The sequence below is a fragment of the Chelativorans sp. ZYF759 genome (assembly GCF_012911015.1).
GTDB lineage: Bacteria > Pseudomonadota > Alphaproteobacteria > Rhizobiales > Rhizobiaceae > ZYF759.
The window spans coordinates 308934-328593 of record NZ_WVVV01000003.1; the positions used below are offsets into that span (position 1 = coordinate 308934).

Below are 19660 nucleotides of genomic sequence, written 5' to 3' on the forward strand. Positions count from 1 at the left end.
GTGTTGGTCAAACCTCCCCGACCTTGCGGGCGACATGGACCACATAAAGCGTCGTCACCACCGACAGTACGGCCGAGATCGCCATCACCCACAAGAGGGGATCGGCGCCGCTTTCGCGCGTCAGCAGCGAGCCGGCCAGCGTGGCCAGCCCGGCACCGCCGCCGATCTGCAGCGCGCCGCCGAGCCCGGAGGCGCTGCCGGCCAGATGCGGTCGCACGCTGACAATGCCCGCATTCGCGCTGGGCAGCGTCATACCGTTGCCCAGACCCATCAGTGCCACCGGCATGAAGAAGGCGAGCGGATGCGTATAGCCGAAGGCGAACAGCATGATGCCGCCGGCCAGGCAGATCGAGGAAAACACGCCGCCCGCCACCATCATGCGGTTGACCCCGATCCTTCGCGCATAGCGGCCGGAGATGAAATTACCGATCAGATAACCGCCCGACAAAAGCCCGAAATAGAGCCCGTATTCGGCCGGCTGCAGTCCCAGGATCTCACTCGCCACGAAAGGCCCGCCGCCGAGAAACGCGAAAAAGGAGCCTGACGCAAAGGCCGCCGACAGCGAATAGCCCCAGAAACGGCGCGATGTCAGCAGCTCGGGATAGGCCTTCGCCTGGGCCAGCATGGAGGATGATCGCTGCGGGTTGGTCTCGCCGAGATCGAGCAGCACGATGATGAAACTCACCATGCCGAAGGCGAAGATCAGCAGGAAGGTGGAATGCCAGCCATAGAGCTGGTCCAGGACACCGCCGATCATCGGTGCCACCATCGGCGTAAGCGCCATGCCCATGGTGATATAGCCGATCTTGCTGGCCGCATCGTCGGGCCCGACCGTGTCGCGCGCGATGGCCCGCGACAGGACCAGGCCGGCGACCGAGAAGGCCTGCAGGAAGCGGCAGGCCAGGAAGAGTTCGATGGTGGGCGCATAGATCGCCGCAATCGTGCCGACGAGGAAGATCACGAAGCAGAACAGCATGACCGGTCGGCGGCCGAAGCGGTCCGATGCCGGGCCGATGACGAGTTGCAGGCAGGCCGTGGCAACGAGGTAGAGCGAGACGGCAAGCTGTGCGACGCGGTAGTCGGCCTCGTAGTAGCGGGCGATGCTGGGCAGCGACGGCAGGAATACGTTCATCGCGAGCGCGCCCACCGATGCGGCCATCACGAGGGTGACGATATGGGGCGGGGTGGCTGCCGTGAGGCGTCTGGGGGTCATGTTCATGCTTCAGGTTCCGTCCGGCGCCATGCGCGGCCCCGTCGTCTTGGCCGCGGGCTGCGCGCCAGCAACCTTGCGCTCGCGGTAGAGCGTGTAGAGCCCGGAGCACACGATGACCAGCGCGCCCACGATCATGGCGAAGTCGGGCACCTCGGCGAAGATCAGATAGCCGGCGACCATCGCCCAGATCAACGCGGTGTAGCGGAAGGGCGCAACGAACGAGATTTCGCCGCTCCGCATGGCCGTGATGATGAAATGGTAGCCGAACAGGAGCAGCACCGCCGCGCCGATCAGAAGTCCCGTCGTCTCCAAGGTCATGGGGCTCCAGCCGCCGAGCGGCATCATGAGCACGCCACCGACGAGCGTCACCGCCACGCTGGTCGCGGTGGAGATGAGGAGGGACGGGATGTGGTCGGGAATGCGGCGGGTGGCGATGTCACGGATGGCCGCGAAGACGACGGCCATGAGCGCCAGCAGCGAGAAGGCGTCGAAGCCCTCGAAGCCCGGGCGCACGATGATCATCACCCCGCCGAATCCGATCAGGATCGCCAGCCAGCGCCGCCAGCCCACCGGTTCGGCCAGGAAGAGCGCGGCGCCCATCGTGACCGCCAGCGGCAGGGCCTGCATGATGGCCGCGATATTGGCAAGCGGCAGATAGGCCAGCGCCACGATGAAGCAGAGTGTCGCACACACCTCGGCCCCCACGCGCAGCGCAACCATCGGATGCAGCATCTCGCGCGGCAGCCGCACCGCACCATGGTGCCACGCAAACACCCCAATCAACCCACTCGCAAAAATTCCGCGCACGAGCATGACCTGACCGAAGTTCATGTCGGCCAGGACGAGCTTTATAAGCGCGTCATTCAGCGTGTAGCCCGCCATCGAGATGGACATGAACAATGCGCCGCGCAGATTGGGCGAGAGAGGCAAGGCGTTTCCGGAAGTTTTCTTGATATGTGAAGTAACGGGTTTAGGGCGCGCGGCCTGACATATCAATCGGCACGTGCGTCGTAATGCTAGGCCAACGACGCCGCGGCCGGTCCGGTCGGCCAGAGCGCGCCGCAGGCTTCGAGAATATGCCTGGGGTCTACCCGCCCGTGACGCTCATGTGGCGGGAGACGGCGGGGCGCTTCGTGCGGCGGTCGATGACGAAGTCATGGCCTTTCGGCTTGCGCCCGATCGCCTCGTCGATGGCGTTGGACAGAAGTTCGTTGCCCTCCGAGGCACGCAACGAGTGGCGCAGATCGGCCGCGTCGTCCTGGCCGAGGCACATATACAGGGTGCCGGTGCAGGTCAGCCGCACGCGGTTGCAGCTCTCGCAGAAATTGTGTGTCATCGGCGTGATGAAGCCGAGCCGCCCGCCTGTCTCCGCGACCTCGACATAACGCGCCGGACCGCCCGTCTTGAAGGGAATGTCGGTCAGCGTATAGCGGCGCTCCAGTTCCGCCCGCAGCTGGGAAAGCGGCAGATACTGGTCTGTGCGGTCGGCGTCGATCTCGCCCATCGGCATGGTCTCGATCACCGTCATGTCCATACCCCGCCCATGTGCCCATTCGATCATCGAGGGTATTTCGGTGTCGTTGAAGCCTTTCAGCGCTACTGCGTTGATCTTGATCTTCAAGCCGGCGCGCTCGGCCGCCTCGATGCTCTCCATCACCCGTGAAAGGTCTCCCCAGCGGGTGATTGCGCGGAACTTGTCGGGGTCGAGCGTATCCATCGAGACGTTGATGCGGCGCACCCCGCAATCGGCGAGCTCGTCTGCGAAACGATAGAGCTGCGATCCGTTGGTGGTCAGCGTCAGCTCTTCCAGCGCGCCAGACGCGAGATGGCGCGAAAGCTGGCGGACGAGATGCATGATGTTCTTGCGCACGAGCGGTTCACCACCGGTCAGGCGCAGACGTCGGACGCCCTTTTCGACGAACACCGTGCACAGCCGGTCGAGTTCCTCGAGGCTGAGCAGATCCTTCTTGGGCAGGAAGGTCATGTCTTCCGCCATGCAATAGGTGCAGCGAAAGTCGCAACGGTCGGTGACCGACACGCGCAGATAGCTGACCGAGCGCCCGAACGGGTCGATCATGCTGGTCGGAATGGGCATTGGGGTCATGGGGTCTGGCCTGCTCCTCGTCCCCGATCTCGGTCCGCGCAGCGGCAATTTCAAGGGTCGCGGACAAACTAGCATCGGGGAGCGGCTCCGGCAAAGGGGTATCAGGGGCACGGTTGCCCCCGACGCCACATCTGCGGAAGGCACGGCTTCAACGCATCTTGATGAAATGCTCGAGCTTGCCGAGCGTCTGGTATCCCAGTTCCACGGCACCCATCTCCATGGCTTTCCGGCAATCGTCGGTCGTGCTGAACACCATGCCGAGCGTCACCCTTGTCGCCCCGTCCACATCTTCGAAACTCGCCCAGGCATCCGCATGTTTTGGACCGTTTTCGCCCCAAAGCAGCGAATAGGCGAGCCGCTGCTCGGGCCGCGCCTCGTGGTAGAGGTGGTGGTTCGGGAAGACAGTGCCGTCGGGGCCGATCATGTCGAAGACCCACTCGCCGCCCGCGCGCAGGTCGATCCTTTGCGTGCGGCAGGAGAAGCCGTCCGGTCCCCACCACCGCGGCAGCGTCTCGGCGTTCATCCAGGCGCCCCACACGACCGATCTGGGTGCCTGTATGACCCGTTGCAGGATCATGGTTCTCTCCGCAACGCCCGCGAGATTGGCGAGCCCCGCGCCGAAACCCTGGCGGTAACCTTCCTCCATGTCTTCGGCCAGCGAGGAGAGTTGTACCGTCACGATCAGGCGGCTGCTTTCAGCCGTGCCCGACATATTCGCGGTCACCAGGGCAACCGATTGCGTCACGCCTTCGCAGGAGATCATCTCGTAATTCACGCTGCGCTTTTCCGGCTGCAGCACCAGCCAGCCATTCTCGCATCTGATGTCGGGCTGGCCCTCAACCTTGCACAGCGAGATCTCGCGCCCGCCCACCTTGGTGTCGGCCTCGATGAACTCGACGGTGACCGCGGGCGTTGGCGCGGCCCAGACGGCCCGCGCCGCGGGATCGGTCCAGGCATGCCACAAAGTGGATACCGGCGCGGTTATCTCGCGTTCGAAAGTCAGAGTCGCAAAGCGGGTCATTTCATACTCGTTCGCCGCATCAACCGCGCGGCTGTCAGCCGTAGCCTGTGTCATTTGTCGCTTTCCTTCATCACGTCCATCACGAATGCATCCAGCCGATCCAGCCTGGCCTCCCAGATGGCCCGCTGCTCGTCGAGCCATGTCCGCATAGGGTCCAGTGCCTCCGGCACGAGGGCGCAGGTGCGTATGCGCCCGTCCTTCGACGTGCTTATCAAGCCCGCCTCCTCAAGGACGGAGAGATGCCGCATCACTGTTGGCAGTTTCAGCCCTGTTGGGCCCGCCAAATCCGTCACCCGCGCTGCTTTCTCGGCAAGACTCGTCAGGATCGACCGGCGGGTCGGGTCTGCGAGCGCGTGAAAGAGCAGCGAGAGTTCGTGATAATGCTTAGCCATATAGCTAACTATCATCGGATTTGACGGCGGTGCAAGCGAAAACTTCACCAAGTGGCTAAGTATTTTCGGTGACAGCACGCATGGCAGGAGAGACGGGAAGCCGCCGTTGACAGTCGCGGGGTTCCGGATTCAGCTTGCGCCTGACAATTCGCCGAGGGAAAAAACATGGCTGACGGCATCAAGGGACCCGCTTCGTATTTCCCCTCGATCGAGGCGAAATACGGGCGTCCGATCACCGAATGGAAGGCCCTGATCCGATCCGCACCGGTGACGAAGCACATGGAACTGGTCACCTGGCTGAAGCAGGAACACGGGCTGGGTCACGGACACGCGAATGCGCTGGTGGCCGACACGCTGCGTGAAGACAGGCGCTAGGGGGGCAGGCGATGGCGCGCAGGGATTTCGACCCCGAAACAGTGAGGCCCGATGGCAGGAAGGCCGCCAAGGCAACATTGTTCGATCCGTCCAGGGAAGGGGCGTGGCGCGGTTCGCTCGCCGGGGAGGCGATCGGCGGGACGGTGACGGTGCTCGCCTACGGCAACGACACACCGGGCGAAGGTCCGCGGCTCCACGTCCACCCCTATGACGAGACGTTTGTTGTCATTGCGGGACGCGCAAGATTTTTCGTCGGCGACGAGGTTGTCGAGGCCGGCGCCGGCGAAGCGGTTCTCGGGCCCGCAGGCGTTCCCCACCGCTTCGAGAATATGGGACCCGGGCGGCTGCAGACGATCGACATCCATCATTCGCCCCGCTGGATACAGACCGATCTCGATTGAGGCCGAGCGTCTGTGGTTCGGCAGCGGGCGCGTGAGCCGTTGCCACCTGCGCGCGGCTCGGATACCAACGGCGACAATCCGAAGCCATGGCGAGCATGATGAGCACACCCAAGGAACTGCGCGTCTCCAAGGATCGCCGGACACTGACCGTCACTTTCGTGGCCGACGGCACGTTCGAACTGCCGGCCGAAATGCTACGCGTCATGTCGCCATCGGCCGAGGTGCAGGGGCATGCTCCCGAGGAACGCGTCACCGTGCCCGGCAAGCGCAACGTTGCGATCGCCGCACTGGAGCCCACGGGCAATTACGCGATCCGCGTTCGCTTCGATGATGGACACGACACCGGTATCTTCACCTGGGTCTATCTGCTCGAACTCGGCCGCGACAAGGACGCACGCTGGCAGGCCTATCTCGACGAGCTTGCTGCTGCAGGCCTCTCGCGAGACTGATCCGTTACCACATAGAGGCAGGCGCGGCATGCCGCGAAGCCGCGTTCGGCATGCCATCGGCAGGTCGCCCTGATCGAGCAGCGCGGGATATCGGTCGGTGCGATTTCGACCTGCCTGTCGAGATGGTCGAGAACCTTGGCAACGATCCCGCAGGAGCGGCCTGTCCATTGCTGGCACGCCCCTTCAACGCAGCTGTTCGAAAAGCGGAATCGCGCCTCGGGCGGCCCGTGACGGGAGGCTGACTCGACGAAATCCATATCGACGGGCAAAGGGCGGGCCAGTGGGTGAACCATCCCGTCGTCCCCGACGATACCGATCATGACGGCCCCCGGCGTGGCGGGAGCGCTCGGGCAGGAAAGGCCCGCGCTCTGCGGCGCGGGCATCGCGTTCTTGCTCATGGCCCTGTCTCAGAACCTGATCTGTTCCCGGATCTTCTTGTCGAGATCGGCGAGCGGACCGAAATCCGGATTGATGATCAGCCCCACCCATTCATGGGGAAAGCGGAGCCGGAAATCCGATTCAAGCCGAAGATCGGCAAGGGAGCCGATCACCGCCTTCTGGATGTTGGCTTCGATCTGCTTGCTCTGATCCTTGGTAAGCTTCACGCCTGTCAGGTCTACCACAAAGCGATTGGACATTGCCTTGATCCCTGCGTTCAAGCCCGTCCTCCAAAGTGACGATAGGCGTATTACGTTACGTCACATAGCGGCAGTCGGCGACGTGGTTAGCGGAACCTTAAGGCCGTTCGTCCCCCGGGATTAGACGCGCGACGGTGGACATCGAACTTGCGTTGCCGAACAATGCGGACGAACTCGAATCTCCAGACTCAAGGCATTTCAGATGACCGTCAGCCAGAGCAAGCGCGACAGGCTCTTCATCCATTTGAGGGTGCATTCGGCCTATTCGCTGCTGGAAGGCGCATTGCCGGCGGGAAAGGTGATCGCCCATGCCACGCAGGATGGCGCACCGGCCATCGCCATCACGGATACCAATAACCTCTTCGGAGCGCTGGAGTTCTCCCAATATGCCCTGAAGGCAGGGATCCAGCCCATAGTCGGCTGCCAGCTCGATGTCGCTTTCGAGGAAGTCCTGACGTCGGGCGGCCGCGGTGCCAGACGGCCTGGCGCCGGACTATCGCCGCTGGTCCTGATTGCTGCGACCGAAGCAGGCTATGCCAATCTCGTTCATCTGGTCAGCCAGGCCTACCTGGAGATCCCGGCGGGTGATCCGCCGCATGTCACGGAGGAATGGCTGAAGGGAAAGACGGATGGACTCATCTGCCTGACGGGAGGTCCGGGTGGCCCGATCGGGCGAGCCTTCGGCGAAGACCGCCCCGAGATCGCCGAGGCACGGCTTCTGCGCCTCAAGGCGCTCTTCGGCGACCGGCTCTATGTGGAGTTGCAGCGCCATCGCCGCTACAGCCAGTCGATCGAGGCGGCCACCGTCGAACTCGCCTATCGTCACGATTTGCCGCTGGTGGCCACCAACGAGGCCTTTTTCCCCACCGCCGCCGACTATGACGCCCATGACGCGCTGATGGCGATCGCGGAAGGCTCCGTGGTCGCCGTGGACGAGCGGCGCCGGCTGACGCCGGATCATCACCTCAAGAGCCAGGCCGAGATGGTGACGCTCTTTGCCGATCTGCCGGAGGCGATCGACAACACGGTGGAGATCGCGCGGCGCTGTTCCTTCTATGTCGGCACGCGCGACCCCATCCTGCCGCGCTTCGCCGGCGGCGAGACGGATGACGAGGAGGCGGCGCTCAAAGCCGAGGCGGAGGAGCTTTCCCGGCAGGCGCGCGAGGGGCTTGAGCGGAGGCTCGCCTCATACGGTCTTGCGAGCGGCCATACCGAGGACGAATACCGCGAGCGGCTGGAGCATGAGCTTGGTATCATCGTCGGGATGAAGTTTCCCGGCTACTTCCTGATCGTTGCCGACTTTATCAAATGGGCCAAGCAGCACGACATTCCGGTCGGGCCGGGCCGCGGTTCGGGTGCAGGTTCTCTGGTTGCCTATGCGCTCACCATCACCGACATCGACCCGCTGCGCTTCTCGCTGCTGTTCGAGCGCTTCCTCAATCCCGAGCGCGTCTCGATGCCGGATTTCGACATCGATTTCTGCCAGGAACGTCGCGAGGAGGTGATCCGCTACGTTCAGGAAAAATACGGCCGCGATCAGGTCGGCCAGATCATCACCTTCGGAACGCTGCAGGCGCGAGCGGTGCTGCGCGATGTCGGCCGCGTGCTGCAGATGCCCTATGGCCAGGTCGATCGGCTCTGCAAGATGGTGCCGGCCAACCCGGCCAATCCCGTCAAGCTCAAGGACGCCATCGAGGCCGAGCCGCGCTTTGCCGAAGAGGTGGAGAAGGAGCCGGTCGTCCAGACCCTGCTCGACATTGCACAGAAACTCGAAGGTCTCTATCGCCACGCCTCCACTCACGCCGCCGGCATCGTGATCGGCGACCGGCCGCTGTGGGAACTGGTTCCGATGTATCGAGACCCGCGCTCCGACATGCCGGTCACCCAGTTCAACATGAAATGGGTCGAGCAGGCGGGGCTGGTGAAGTTCGACTTCCTCGGCCTCAAGACGCTGTCCGTGCTGGAGAAGGCCGTACGCTTCATCCGTCGGCGCGGCATCGACATCGATCTCGCCCACGTGCCGCTCGATGACGCGGAAACCTACGCCATGTTGTCGCGCGGCGAGACGGTCGGCATCTTCCAGGTGGAATCGGCCGGCATGCGCAAGGCGCTGATCGGCATGAAGCCCGACTGCCTGGAGGACATCATCGCGCTGGTGGCGCTCTACCGCCCCGGTCCGATGGAGAACATCCCGACCTACAACGCCCGCAAGCATGGCGAGGAGGAGATCGCCTCCATCCATCCCAAGATCGACCATCTGGTGAAGGAGACGCAGGGCGTCATCGTTTACCAGGAGCAGGTGATGCAGATCGCGCAGGAACTGGCCGGCTATTCGCTCGGCGAAGCCGACCTTCTGCGCCGCGCCATGGGCAAGAAGATCCGCGCCGAGATGGACAAGCAGCGCGTGCGCTTCGTCGACGGGGCGGTGGAACGCGGCGTGGCCAAGCCGCAGGCGAATTTCATCTTCGACCTTTTGGCGAAGTTCGCCGATTACGGCTTCAACAAGTCGCACGCGGCGGCCTATGCGCTGGTGTCCTACCACACCGCCTATCTGAAGGCGCACTATCCGACCGAGTTCCTGGCCGCCTCGATGACGTTCGACATGTCGAACACCGACAAGCTGAACGATTTTCGCTCGGACGCCCTGCGTCTCGACATCGCCGTCGAGGCGCCATCAGTGCTGACCGGCCATCGCGATTTTGAGGTCGACGACAAGCGCATCTTCTATTCGCTGGCAGCCCTCAAGGGTGTCGGCGAGGCAGCCGTCGATCATATCGTGGCGGTGCGCAAGGAACGACAGTTCGAGAGCCTGGAGGATTTCTGCTCGCGCATCGACCCGCGAATCGTGGGCAAGCGGGTGTTCGAGAGCCTGATTGCCGCGGGCGCCTTCGACTGCTTCGGCCACGCGCGGGCGACGCTGATGGCCGGTCTCGACCGGATGATGGGCATGGCAAGCCGGGCCCAGGACAATGCCGCCAGTGGCCAGTCAGACATCTTCGGTGCCGCCCTCGGCGCCGAACCCGAGAAGCTTTACCTGCCCAATGTCGAGCCGTGGCTTCCCGCCGAGACGCTGCATCGCGAGTTCCAGGCGATCGGCTTCTATCTCTCCGCCCACCCGCTCGATGAATACCGCGCCACATTGCAGAAGATGCGCGTCCAGGGATGGGGCGAGTTCCAGCTCGCGGTGAAGCGCGGTGCCTCGGCCGGCCGGCTGGCCGGCACCATCACCTCGCGCCAGGAGCGCAAGACGCGAACCGGCAACAAGATGTGCGTGCTGCAACTGTCGGACTCGTCCGGCCAGTACGAGGCGGTGATGTTTTCAGAGACTCTGGCTCAGTACCGCCACCTTCTGGAGGTCGGCACCGCGGTCGTCGTCACCGTCGCTGCCGAGGACCGGCCGGAAGGTGTCAATCTCCGCATCCAGACTGTCCAGTCGCTGGAAGAGGAGGCCAGCCGCGTGCAGCAGGCGCTGCGCATCTATCTGCGTGATCCGCAGCCCGTACCGGCGCTGTCGACCCGGCTTGGCCAGCGCGGCGAAGGGCAGGTCAGTCTGGTCGTCATCAAGGAAGGCGGGCATGGCGAGGTAGAGATCGAACTGCCGGACCGCTACCGCCTCACGCCGGAGATCGCGTCCGCGTTGCGCGCGGTCCCCGGCGTGGTCGAAGTCGAACTGGTGTAGGCGCGGTTTACCACCCGAACTGGAAGGTCGCGCCAGTGCCGCCATTGCCGTTCTGCACGACGTGGCCATTGGTCCCGCGGCCGAACTGGAACAGGCCGTAGCGGTTGTTGTTGCCGTTCTGCTGGACGGTGCCGTTGTGGCCGCGCCCTTCCTGGTGGACGATGGCGCCATTGTTGCGCCCGTGCTGGGCAATGCCGGCGCTGTTGTTGGCGCCGTGCTGGCGGATCTGCGAGGCGCTGCGCACGCCCTGAACCAGGGAATAGATGCCCAGACCCGCACGCATGAGGCGCTCTTCCTCGGCGTTGGTGGGATTGATGGAGATCGAAAACGAGCCGCGGCTGCTGGCTTCGGCCGCGCCGGTGAGGGCGGGCATAGCGCCGAGGGCGATCAGGCTGGCGGCGATGGCGGCGGAGAGCTTGCGATTCATGATGGCGATCCCTTGCTGCGTCTATGTGTTGCTTCTGCAAACGGTTATGCCTCAGGCCGCTTGAACCGATGCGGAACGGCACGTTTAGCCGTCATTCATCTTGCGCGCCTGGAACGAAGAAGGGGCTCCGGTCTGCACCGAAGCCCCTTGGCAAGCATTTCATGGCTGAGGGTTCAGCCGCGTCGCTCGCAACCGACGTTGCGGCCATCGGCGACCAGTTCCAGCTTGGCATTGTAGGAGCCGCCGAAGGATGCCGAGCCGAGCGTCGAGGATCGCCCGGGACCGGCTTCGAACTCGCCGCCCTGCTGGATCGTCGAGCTACCCGATGCGCCGCCGCTGGCTACGCGGAAGGTGTAGCGGCCATGCACCGCCTTGTCGGCATGGGCGACGGCTTCCAGGCGCGTCGAGCCGCCAGCGGACTTCGCGACGATCTCGCAGCGCAGCGGCTCGGCGCTCGCGCTTCCCGAACCCGCCACCGCGCTGCAGCCGGCGAGCGCGAGCCCGAGGGCAGCAGGTAGGAGCGCCGCGCGCCCCAGGCCAATTGCGTTCATCATCTCACTTCCCCTTTGTTCGGTTGCGGCTGGGGGAGGGGCGTACCCTCCCCACGAGGTGCCTGGAGATCAGTTGCAGGTCTGGACGAAGGCGGCGACGTTGCCCCGGCCGGACTGCGAGACGAAGCCGTCGCAATTGCGTCCGACCTGCACGCCGGCGGCGATGTTGCCGTTGCCGTCCTGGACGATCATGCCCTGGTGCTGGGAACCGAACTGCGCCAGGCCGGCAGCGTTGTGGCGACCCGTCTGGATCGTGGTGGCGGCGTTGCGGCGCCCGTCCTGGCCGATCGCGGCGACGTTGCTGCGGCCGTTCTGGTGGGCTGTGGCGCTGTTGCGGCGGCCGTCCTGGTGGATGCCGATCCGGTTGCGCCAGCCATTCTGCTCGCCGCCGGACGAATGCGCCCAACCATACTGACGGATGTTGATGTCGTTGGCGAAAGCGGGGACCGAAGTGAAGGCGACGAGGCCTGCGAGAGCGGCGCTGATGAGGGCGGTGCGGTTCATGTTTCTCTCTCCTTGTGTGCGGGCGGCCCGCGATGTCGATGTCCGCTTTCTAGGCCCCTGATCCGGAACGGTGACTGAACCCCGCATTCACCCGGCATTCATGCGACCGGTGCCGGCAGATAACGGGAGGTTTCAGCCTGTCTGCGAACGTGCGCCAGCCGACGGCACGCCTGCCGCCTTCCCGTGTTGAGTTGGGAAGAGTTCCATCTGACCGGAGTGACCATGAAACGAATGATCCCCCTCTGCGCCGCCGCTGCCCTTGTCTTGACAGCCCACTCATCCCTTCACGCGAGCGAGGCCGCGTTCCTGGAGAGCTTTTCCGGCAGTTGGTCGGGCGGCGGACAGGTACGCCTTTCACCTGAAGACGATCCCGTGAACGTGACGTGTCGTCTGGACGGAACTTCGGGAGAGAATTCAGCCTCCCTGGATGGGAGCTGCACCGGCATGATCCTGTTCACCCGTGAGGTGGCTGCGGAACTGGCGGTGGTCGAGGGCGGCTATGCGGGCACCTATGTCGGCTCGCGGCGCGGGCCCGGCCAGCTTCAGGGCGCGCGCAGCGGAACAGGCCTCGAGCTCACGCTCGAATGGCGAGGCCATCCCCCCGCCAGCATGTCGCTCGCCAACGCGGGCGATGGCCGCATGACCCTGACGACAATCGAGCCCCACCCCGACACGGGCGAACCCGTCGTGACAGCGGCACTGGAACTGGAAAGACAGTGACGCCTCAGGCGTCCTCGTCGCGCTGCGGCCGCGTCTGCCGGCCGAAGGTGTAACCCGTCTCCAGCGCGGACTGCCCGAATTTTTCGCGCACGCGGTCGAAGGCGCCCTCCGCCAGGGCGCGCTTCCTCGCCTGGATGTCCACGAGGTCGGGCGGATCGGCCGTCTCCGAATCGACCAGATCGCCGACGCCAATGCCCAGCAGCCTGTAGCGGGTCCCGTCCGTCTCGCGCTTCAGGAGATCGAGCCCGGTGCGGAAGATGCGGTCAGCGAGCATCGTCGCATCGCCCAACTGGCGGTTGCGTGTGCGAATGCGGAAATCCGCCGATTTCAGTTTCAGGACGACCGTCCGCCCCGCCAGGCCGGACTTCTTCAGTCGCCGCGACACCTTCTCCGAGAGTGCCCGCAGGATCGACGTCAGTTCCGTGAGGTCGGAAATGTCCGTGTTGAAGGTGGTTTCCGCCGAAACGCTCTTGGCCTCGTGATCGGGCTTGACCAGCCGCGTGTCGATGCCGCGAGACAGGTGGTAGAGACGGCTGCCCATGGTTCCGTAGGCGCGCATGAGTTCGCCGAGTTCGAGCCGCTGCAATTGTCCGATCGTCCGGATGCCGTCGCGCTCCAGCGTAGCCGCAAAGGCCTTGCCGATTCCCCAGATCAGCGTGACCGGCTTCGGCGCCAGAAATTCGACCGCCTCCGATATGCCTATGACGGAAAACCCCCGCGGCTTGTTCATGTCCGAGGCGATCTTTGCGAGGAACTTGCAGTAGGACAGGCCGACGGAGACGGTGATGCCTATCTCGCTCTCCACCCGCGCGGCGAAGCGCGCCAATACCTTGGCCGGCGGCGCACCATGCAGGCGCTCCGTCCCGGTGAGGTCGAGAAACGCCTCATCGATCGAGATCGGTTCGACCAGCGGCGTCAGCGCCAGCATCATCTCGCGCACCTCGCGGCCGACGGCGGCATATTTTTCCATGTTCGGCTTGATGATGATGGCTTCGGGACAGGCTGCCAACGCCTTGAACATCGGCATGGCGGAGCGCACGCCGTTGATGCGCGCAATGTAGCACGCCGTCGAAACCACGCCGCGCCGACCGCCGCCGATGATGACAGGCTTGTCCTTGAGCGCGGGATTGTCACGTTTCTCGATCGCCGCGTAGAAAGCATCGCAGTCGACGTGACCGATGGACAGCTGTCCGACCTCGCCATGCCTAACCAGACGCGGGCTGCCGCAAGCCGTGCAACGGCGAGCATCGGCCGCCTGACTGGTCAGGCAGTCCCGACAGAATGCGGCAACCGGGGGCTCGGCAGGCATGGTATCTGGCCTGAACAATACAGGAACGTCGCTGATCGTAGCGAGTGATCCCCGCCTTCACAAGCAGGCGAGACCCTAAACGGAAGTCTCGAAATATGCCTCGCCGCCAGGCAGGCGGCGGCGCGCCGCCGCGACCGAGGCGGGGTCGCGCGCGCTTTCCGCGCAGAAGGCCATCAAGGTCGGTTCATGCGCGAGGATGAAGTCGAGGACACCGGCAAGGAAACCGGGCTCTTGGGCCGCCTCTCGTATCCCTGACGCCTCGATCCCCGTGATGGACAGGAAGCGTGGCAGGAGCTTTTCGTCGGAAGCGATGAAGACCAGCGCCGCAATCGCGAGGGACTCGGCAGCCTCGGTCGGGGCTTTGTTGCGTGTCATCAGGAATGTCCCGTTCAGTTTCTGCCGTCGTGCCGCGAAATATCACCCGCGTCATAGCCGCAGCTCTTGCCTGACGCCAGTCTCCGGCCGGCGGAGCCCTTGTCCGGACCCGTCTTCGGGGGTTTGCGTTTCGTCAATCAAATACGGCTACTATGTTATACGAGTGCAATGGGTGGTTGAGTTTGCGTGCCCGAACAATTTCCGGCAGCGCAGGCGAACAGGGTGGAAGCATGCCGAAGAAGGTCATGATCGTCGAGGACAACGAGCTCAACATGAAGCTCTTTCGCGACTTGATCGAGGCCAGCGGCTACGAGACCATTCGCACCCGCAATGGGCTGGAGGTGCTGGATCTGGCGCGCTCCAACAAGCCGGACCTGATCCTGATGGACATCCAGCTGCCGGAGGTCTCGGGGCTGGAAGTCACCAAATGGCTGAAGGACGATGACGAGCTCCACACCATTCCGGTTATCGCCGTTACTGCCTTTGCCATGAAAGGAGACGAGGAACGCATTCGCCAGGGTGGTTGCGAAGCCTATATCTCCAAGCCGATCTCGGTCGGCAAGTTCATCGAGACCATCAAGTCCTATCTGGGGGACGCATGATGAACCGTCTCGCCCAACGCAGGAGCCCGCACCCGAGATGACCGCGCGCATCCTTGTCGTCGATGACATTCCCGCCAATGTGAAGCTGCTCGAAGTGCGGCTGCTGGCCGAGTATTACGAGGTTCTCACCGCCTCCAGCGGTAAGGATGCGCTCGAAATCTGCGAAAGCGGCCGCGTCGACGTGGTGCTTCTCGACGTGATGATGCCGGAAATGGATGGCTTCGAGGTCTGCAGACGTCTCAAGGCCGACCAGGCAACCGCGCATATACCCGTGGTCATGGTCACCGCCCTCGACCAGGTGCAGGATCGCGTCCGCGGGCTCGAGGCCGGCGCGGACGATTTCCTGACCAAGCCCGTGAACGACCTGCAGCTCCTGACTCGGGTCAAGAGCCTCGTCAGGCTCAAGATGCTGACCGACGAGCTCCGCCTGCGGGCTTCCACCACGCGCAATATAGGCATTGAGGAACTGCTGTCGCGCCGCAGCGCGGTCGACGAGGGGACGCCAAAGGTTCTGCTGATCGACGATCAGGAATCGTCGAGCAGCCAGATCGCCCGCATGCTGCGGGAAGCCTGTGATTTGAACATCGCCAAGGATCCCCAGTCGGGCTTCTTCGAGGCGGCCGAGGCCGAGCATGAATGCGTTCTCATCTCGACGCGCCTGGCCGAGTTCGATCCCCTGCGCCTTTGCGCGCAGTTGCGCACGCTTGACCGCACCCGCTTCGTTCCGATCGTGCTCTTGGCCGACGAGGGTGAGGAGGACCGCCTGTTGCGCGGCCTGGAGCTCGGCATCAACGATTACGTGATCCGACCGATCGACCGCCAGGAACTGCTCGCGCGCCTGCGCACGCAGATTCGCCGCAAGCGCTACAACGAACATCTGCGCCAGAGTGTCACCCAGACGATCGAAATGGCGGTCACCGATGGCCTTACGGGGCTCCACAACCGCCGCTACCTCGACAGCCACCTGAAGACGCTGTTCGACAGGGCCATGAACCGCCGCCGACCGCTATCGCTGATGATCACGGACATCGACCGCTTCAAAGGGATCAACGATACCCACGGCCACGACGCGGGCGACGAGATTCTGCGGGAATTCGCTGCCAGGCTGCGCAAGAACGTGCGCGGCATCGATCTCGCATGCCGCTTCGGCGGGGAAGAATTCGTGGTGGTCATGCCGGACACCGATCCCGAACTGGCCAATATCGTGGCCGAGCGGATCCGCGCCCAGATCGCCGACAAGCCGTTCGTGGTCTCCTCTCTGGCAGAACCGCTGTCGGTCACCATCAGCATCGGCGTCTCCGGCATCAAGCATTCCGGCGATTCCGTCGAGGCGCTCATGAAGCGGGCCGACAAGGCGCTCTACGAGGCGAAGAACTCGGGCCGCAACCGGGTGGTTGCCGACGCCGCTTGAGACCTGCAACCCATGACTGAAGTATTGGGAACAATGTCGCGCGGCCGCTTAGCTTGGCCGGCATGGTTAAATTTACCTTAACCGCAGGCTTCCATCCGTTCTGGTTAAGAAACGGTTGATTTTGTCCGGGCCTTGCGCGAGTGTCCGTCCACGGATCGCTGAGGTTCCTTTAGCGATCAGCAAGATACCCCATGATGCTCAGGTCCGCCGCATCTCCTGGGTCCGTGGGGTCGGTCGGTCGGCGCTGGCACTAGTGGCCTCCTCGTACCGCGGCCAGTCGCCGACCGGCCCCCATTTTCCCGAGCTTTTCCGCACGTCAAAGATGAAGCCGCAACGCGATGGCGGGCGCGCCAAACGAAAACGCCGCCCGAAGGCGGCGCCGCGCAATTCGACCGAAGGTCGAAATTACTTGATCTTGGCTTCCTTGAACTCGACGTGCTTGCGCACGACCGGGTCATATTTGCGCTGGGTCAGCTTCTCGGTCATGGTGCGGCTGTTCTTCTTGGTCACGTAGAAGAAGCCGGTGTCGGCAGTCGAGAGAAGCTTGATCTTGATCGTCGTAGCCTTGGCCATGGGACTTATCCGTCATGTATCTGGAAAACGTACCGCTGGTGGCGGGTGGTTGTCCCAGCCGCGGAATTCGCCGCGACAGATAAACGATGCGTGCCGAATGTCAAGTCCGCCAGCCGGGCTCGGACTCACCATGTCACCCGAATATTAACCGCCTCCCGCGTAATTGGGGGTCAGGTGCCTAGGCGTGGCAAGAGGGGAAGCGGCATGGCTCAGATTTTTGCACTGGAACCCGGCTGGCTGCTGGGCGTCTTTCTGCTGTTCGGCCTGCTGACCCAGGCGGTGGCGTTGGTCGCGCTGGCCTTCTTCTCGCGCAATGGACCGATTCCCGCCAGCTGGCTTCCCGTGCCCAATTTTGCCGCCACCATCACGACGGCCTGGGCCCTGGCGCTCGGCTTCGCCGCAGCCGACATCTGGACGGCCAATTCGCAGGCGCGCCATGCCGCTGCCGAGGAACGGTCGGCGATCGCCCGCATCGCGGGTATCGCGGGGCCTGCCATGCTCGGCCAGCCGGAACTCATGATCAGCCTGAGCGCCTACAAGGACGCGGTGAGAGACCGCGAATGGGGCAGGGATCGCAATGCACGGCCCGACAGGGATGCCGACCTGGCCATAGAGGCGATCAGGACGCAGATCGTGCGCATGGCGCTCCAAGGCACGCCGGATGCGCTCGTGGCCAAGATGAGCGACGATTTCGACCAGTTGCAGGATGCGCGCAGCGCGCGCCTTGCACTGGGGTTGGGGCCACGCACCGACTACAAATGGTATCTGGTGTTCTTCCTGACGTTTCTCTCGCAGATCGCGCTGGCCGCCGTCCACGCCGACCGACCTCGCGGCGGCCGCCGCGCCGTCACGATCTTCAGCGTGGCGGCAGCCGTCAGCCTCTTTATCCTGGCGCTTCATGCCAATCCCTATGTGGGCGCGGCTCGAATCGATTTCGAGGAGGTGCGCAGCCTGCCGCTCACCGACGCTGCGGACTTCCTACCCGCCGCTGCGCTTTAGGCGCGAGGCTGCCACCGCGATGAAGCCCACGAAGAACACCGCCAGCACATGGGCAAAGCCGTGGGTGCCGAACAGGTCCATGCCGAGCCCGATCGCCTGCGGGCCGGCCAGCATGCCGACGCCATAGCAGAACACGAAGGCCGCATTGGCCGAGGCGAGGTCGCGGCCGGTCAGCCGGGACCCCAGATGGGCGAGTCCCACCGTGTAGAGCCCAGCCACCACGCCGCCCCAGATGAAGAGCAGCGCGGCCGTGCCGTACCAGCTCGCCGCGGTGAAGGGCAGAATCAGCATTCCCACGAGGCCGATAGCCGCGCACGCCATCAGCAGATGCCGGCGGTCGCGCATGCGGTCGCTGAGAAGACCGAGCGGTATCTGCAGGAGGACGTTGCCGAGTCCGATGGCCGTCAGCAGCAGCGCTGCGTCCGCTTCCGTATAGCCGAGCCTGGACCCGTAGATGGGAAAGAGCGCGAAGCCCCCTGTTTCAACCGCGCCGAAGACGAAGACGGCCGCCGTCGCGGTGGGTACCAGGAAGATGTAGCTCGAAAAGCGCGCGCTGGGCTTGGAGGCGCGTATGTCCGGACTCTCGCGCCAGGCGGCCGCGACCGGCGGCGCGGCCAGGAGGGCCATGCCGGCCGCCACCAGGAATGGCAGGATGCCTGAGCTGCCGAGCTGCGAGAAGAGCCAGGGGCCGACGGCAAAGCCCAGCGACAGGACGGTCGCATAGACGCCCAGCACCAACCCGCGTTTTGCCGGCGGAGCCGTTGCCGTGATCCAGAATTCCGACAGCACGAAGAGAACGGTGATCGCGAAATGCAGGACCAGCCTGAGCGGAAACCACATCCAGAATTCATCCGCCGCATAGAAGCCCACGAAGGCGACGGACGCCGCCAGGGACATGGCAAGCATGGTCGCCGCCACGCCGAAGCGGCTGGCGAGCGGTGCCGCGAAGGGCGCCGCGATGATGGAGGCGACGCCGGCGAAGGCCGTGTTGAGACCGATCATGGTGGCCGAATGGCCGCGGCTTTCGAGCACGACGCTCAGCAGCGGGATGCCGAGCCCCAGCGCCATGCCGACAACGCTGATAGAGGCGATGGCCGCGCCGATCGAGAGCCATCGTATTCTGTCGGGGCTGTCTTTGTCGGGAAGCGTGGGTGCCGCCGTCACGATACGGCGCCTAGAGGAGGTCGCGGTGGAAGCGGTTGCGGCGCAGATAGTAGAACGGAACCTCGCCGCCGGGGGCGAGCTCGGGGTCGACGGCCAGCCGCGCTTTCAAATCGCCCAGTACCGTGCGCGTGATGGTCGGCACCTCCGCCTCGCGCGCTTCGTCGATCGGCAGCCAGCAGAGCTCTTCCAGCTCCTGGGTCGGTCCGCCATCGGGCAGGGCGACCGCCACGTCATCGCGCCAGGCGGCCAGGAACCGCGTATCGAACCGGCGCACGCGTCCGGGCGGGGTGATCGCGCGGGCCACGAAACGCAGCGCGTCGAGGCCCGGCTCCACGCCGTGCTCGCAGAAGGCCTGCCAGCCTTCCTGCCGCGCCGTGAAATCGGCCCGGCGGCCGATCAGAAGTCCGGCTTCCTCATAGGTCTCGCGGATGGCCGAAAGCGCGATGGCGCGCGCGCGCGCGCTGGTGGCGCGGGTCCCGCGGGCGATCATCTTGGCCTCTTCCTGAGGATGCAGCCCGCGCGCGACCGGTACGCGACTGTCGGCAGGGTCGGTGCGTCCGCCGGGAAAAACGAACCGTCCCGGCATGAAGGCGTGCTTGCGGCTGCGGCGGCCCAGAAGGACACGAATATCGCCACCCTGGCGATCGAGGAGAATGAGTGTCGCGGCATCGCGCGGGCGCTTGGGCCCGCTGCCGAGAGCAAAGTCCTTGTTCTCGGCCTTGTCGATCTCCGCCCGCGTCATCCCCTCCATCT

The 19660-nt window shown here is 64.5% G+C and carries 22 protein-coding genes; 8 read left to right on the forward strand and 14 right to left on the reverse strand.

From position 1 onward, the window contains the following. Positions 1-7 precede the first annotated feature (7 nt). The 5 genes from GRZ55_RS07665 to GRZ55_RS07685 form a co-directional block, all read right to left on the reverse strand. Entirely contained in the window at positions 8-1219 is a 1212-nt protein-coding gene (locus tag GRZ55_RS07665) for a multidrug effflux MFS transporter (RefSeq protein ID WP_169286309.1), read from the reverse strand. Positions 1220-1222: 3 nt separating this feature from the next. Continuing rightward, entirely contained in the window at positions 1223-2143 is a 921-nt protein-coding gene (locus GRZ55_RS07670; protein WP_169286310.1) for a DMT family transporter, read from the reverse strand. Positions 2144-2300: 157 nt separating this feature from the next. After that, on the reverse strand, positions 2301-3308 hold the full coding sequence (gene moaA, locus GRZ55_RS07675; protein ID WP_169286368.1) for a GTP 3',8-cyclase MoaA: 1008 nt from the start codon (positions 3306-3308) through the stop codon (positions 2301-2303). Between the two features lie 157 nt (positions 3309-3465). After that, positions 3466-4392 carry an SRPBCC domain-containing protein gene (locus tag GRZ55_RS07680; protein WP_169286311.1) on the reverse strand — a complete coding sequence of 309 codons (927 nt, stop codon included), beginning with the start codon at positions 4390-4392 and terminating at the stop codon, positions 3466-3468. Further along, positions 4389-4730 (reverse strand): helix-turn-helix transcriptional regulator, encoded by a 342-nt coding sequence (locus tag GRZ55_RS07685; protein ID WP_210257256.1) that lies wholly within the window; start codon positions 4728-4730, stop codon positions 4389-4391. The genes GRZ55_RS07680 and GRZ55_RS07685 overlap by 4 nt, the downstream gene beginning before the upstream one ends. A 165-nt stretch (positions 4731-4895) precedes the next feature. Here GRZ55_RS07685 and GRZ55_RS07690 point away from each other — a divergent pair, with 165 nt between their 5' ends. The 3 genes from GRZ55_RS07690 (at position 4896) to GRZ55_RS07700 (ending at position 5955) form a co-directional block, all read left to right on the forward strand. Next, positions 4896-5105, forward strand: a complete 210-nt coding sequence (locus GRZ55_RS07690; RefSeq protein WP_169286312.1) for a DUF4287 domain-containing protein — start codon at positions 4896-4898, stop codon at positions 5103-5105. An 11-nt stretch (positions 5106-5116) separates the two neighbouring features. Beyond that, positions 5117-5506, forward strand: coding sequence for a cupin domain-containing protein (locus GRZ55_RS07695; protein WP_169286313.1), 390 nt, complete (start codon positions 5117-5119; stop codon positions 5504-5506). 98 nt (positions 5507-5604) lie between these two features. Then, complete coding sequence (locus GRZ55_RS07700) at positions 5605-5955, forward strand: gamma-butyrobetaine hydroxylase-like domain-containing protein (RefSeq protein WP_169286314.1); 351 nt, start codon at positions 5605-5607, stop codon at positions 5953-5955. A gap of 407 nt (positions 5956-6362) precedes the next feature. Here the strand turns inward: GRZ55_RS07700 and GRZ55_RS07705 are convergent, their stop codons facing one another. Beyond that, on the reverse strand, positions 6363-6593 hold the full coding sequence (locus GRZ55_RS07705; RefSeq protein ID WP_169286315.1) for a hypothetical protein: 231 nt from the start codon (positions 6591-6593) through the stop codon (positions 6363-6365). 202 nt (positions 6594-6795) lie between these two features. Here GRZ55_RS07705 and dnaE point away from each other — a divergent pair, with 202 nt between their 5' ends. Further along, positions 6796-10272: a DNA polymerase III subunit alpha gene (dnaE, locus tag GRZ55_RS07710; protein WP_169286316.1), complete on the forward strand. Its 3477-nt coding sequence runs from the start codon at positions 6796-6798 to the stop codon at positions 10270-10272. A 7-nt stretch (positions 10273-10279) separates the two neighbouring features. Here dnaE and GRZ55_RS07715 read toward each other — a convergent pair whose 3' ends face one another. The 3 genes from GRZ55_RS07715 to GRZ55_RS07725 all read right to left on the reverse strand — a co-directional run bounded on the left by GRZ55_RS07715 (position 10280) and on the right by GRZ55_RS07725 (position 11754). Next, positions 10280-10699 (reverse strand): curlin, encoded by a 420-nt coding sequence (locus GRZ55_RS07715; RefSeq protein ID WP_169286317.1) that lies wholly within the window; start codon positions 10697-10699, stop codon positions 10280-10282. Positions 10700-10872: 173 nt separating this feature from the next. Continuing rightward, positions 10873-11253, reverse strand: coding sequence for a curli-like amyloid fiber formation chaperone CsgH (csgH, locus tag GRZ55_RS07720; protein WP_210257257.1), 381 nt, complete (start codon positions 11251-11253; stop codon positions 10873-10875). Positions 11254-11319: 66 nt separating this feature from the next. After that, positions 11320-11754, reverse strand: a complete 435-nt coding sequence (locus tag GRZ55_RS07725; RefSeq protein WP_169286319.1) for a curlin — start codon at positions 11752-11754, stop codon at positions 11320-11322. Between the two features lie 222 nt (positions 11755-11976). Here GRZ55_RS07725 and GRZ55_RS07730 point away from each other — a divergent pair, with 222 nt between their 5' ends. Further along, positions 11977-12474, forward strand: coding sequence for a hypothetical protein (locus GRZ55_RS07730; protein WP_169286320.1), 498 nt, complete (start codon positions 11977-11979; stop codon positions 12472-12474). 4 nt (positions 12475-12478) lie between these two features. Here the strand turns inward: GRZ55_RS07730 and GRZ55_RS07735 are convergent, their stop codons facing one another. Both GRZ55_RS07735 and GRZ55_RS07740 read right to left on the reverse strand, forming a co-directional pair. Then, on the reverse strand, positions 12479-13783 hold the full coding sequence (locus tag GRZ55_RS07735; RefSeq protein WP_169286321.1) for a DNA polymerase IV: 1305 nt from the start codon (positions 13781-13783) through the stop codon (positions 12479-12481). A gap of 75 nt (positions 13784-13858) precedes the next feature. Further along, complete coding sequence (locus tag GRZ55_RS07740) at positions 13859-14158, reverse strand: DUF3572 domain-containing protein (RefSeq protein ID WP_169286322.1); 300 nt, start codon at positions 14156-14158, stop codon at positions 13859-13861. A gap of 230 nt (positions 14159-14388) precedes the next feature. Between GRZ55_RS07740 and GRZ55_RS07745 the strand changes: the two genes are divergently transcribed. Together GRZ55_RS07745 and GRZ55_RS07750 are read left to right on the forward strand one after the other, a co-directional pair. Beyond that, positions 14389-14760, forward strand: coding sequence for a response regulator (locus GRZ55_RS07745; protein WP_169286323.1), 372 nt, complete (start codon positions 14389-14391; stop codon positions 14758-14760). Between the two features lie 37 nt (positions 14761-14797). Further along, positions 14798-16171, forward strand: coding sequence for a PleD family two-component system response regulator (locus GRZ55_RS07750; protein WP_169286324.1), 1374 nt, complete (start codon positions 14798-14800; stop codon positions 16169-16171). Positions 16172-16576: 405 nt separating this feature from the next. Here the strand turns inward: GRZ55_RS07750 and rpmG are convergent, their stop codons facing one another. Further along, on the reverse strand, positions 16577-16744 hold the full coding sequence (gene rpmG, locus GRZ55_RS07755; protein ID WP_169286325.1) for a 50S ribosomal protein L33: 168 nt from the start codon (positions 16742-16744) through the stop codon (positions 16577-16579). A 204-nt stretch (positions 16745-16948) separates the two neighbouring features. Between rpmG and GRZ55_RS07760 the strand changes: the two genes are divergently transcribed. Further along, positions 16949-17743 (forward strand): hypothetical protein, encoded by a 795-nt coding sequence (locus tag GRZ55_RS07760; protein WP_169286326.1) that lies wholly within the window; start codon positions 16949-16951, stop codon positions 17741-17743. Here GRZ55_RS07760 and GRZ55_RS07765 read toward each other — a convergent pair. Both GRZ55_RS07765 and GRZ55_RS07770 read right to left on the reverse strand, forming a co-directional pair. Further along, positions 17723-18907: an MFS transporter gene (locus GRZ55_RS07765; RefSeq protein ID WP_368856594.1), complete on the reverse strand. Its 1185-nt coding sequence runs from the start codon at positions 18905-18907 to the stop codon at positions 17723-17725. The genes GRZ55_RS07760 and GRZ55_RS07765 overlap by 21 nt on opposite strands. A gap of 10 nt (positions 18908-18917) precedes the next feature. After that, a complete protein-coding gene (locus tag GRZ55_RS07770; RefSeq protein ID WP_169286371.1) occupies positions 18918-19658 on the reverse strand; it encodes an NUDIX hydrolase in 741 nt (246 codons plus the stop codon). Between the last annotated feature and the right edge of the window lie 2 nt (positions 19659-19660).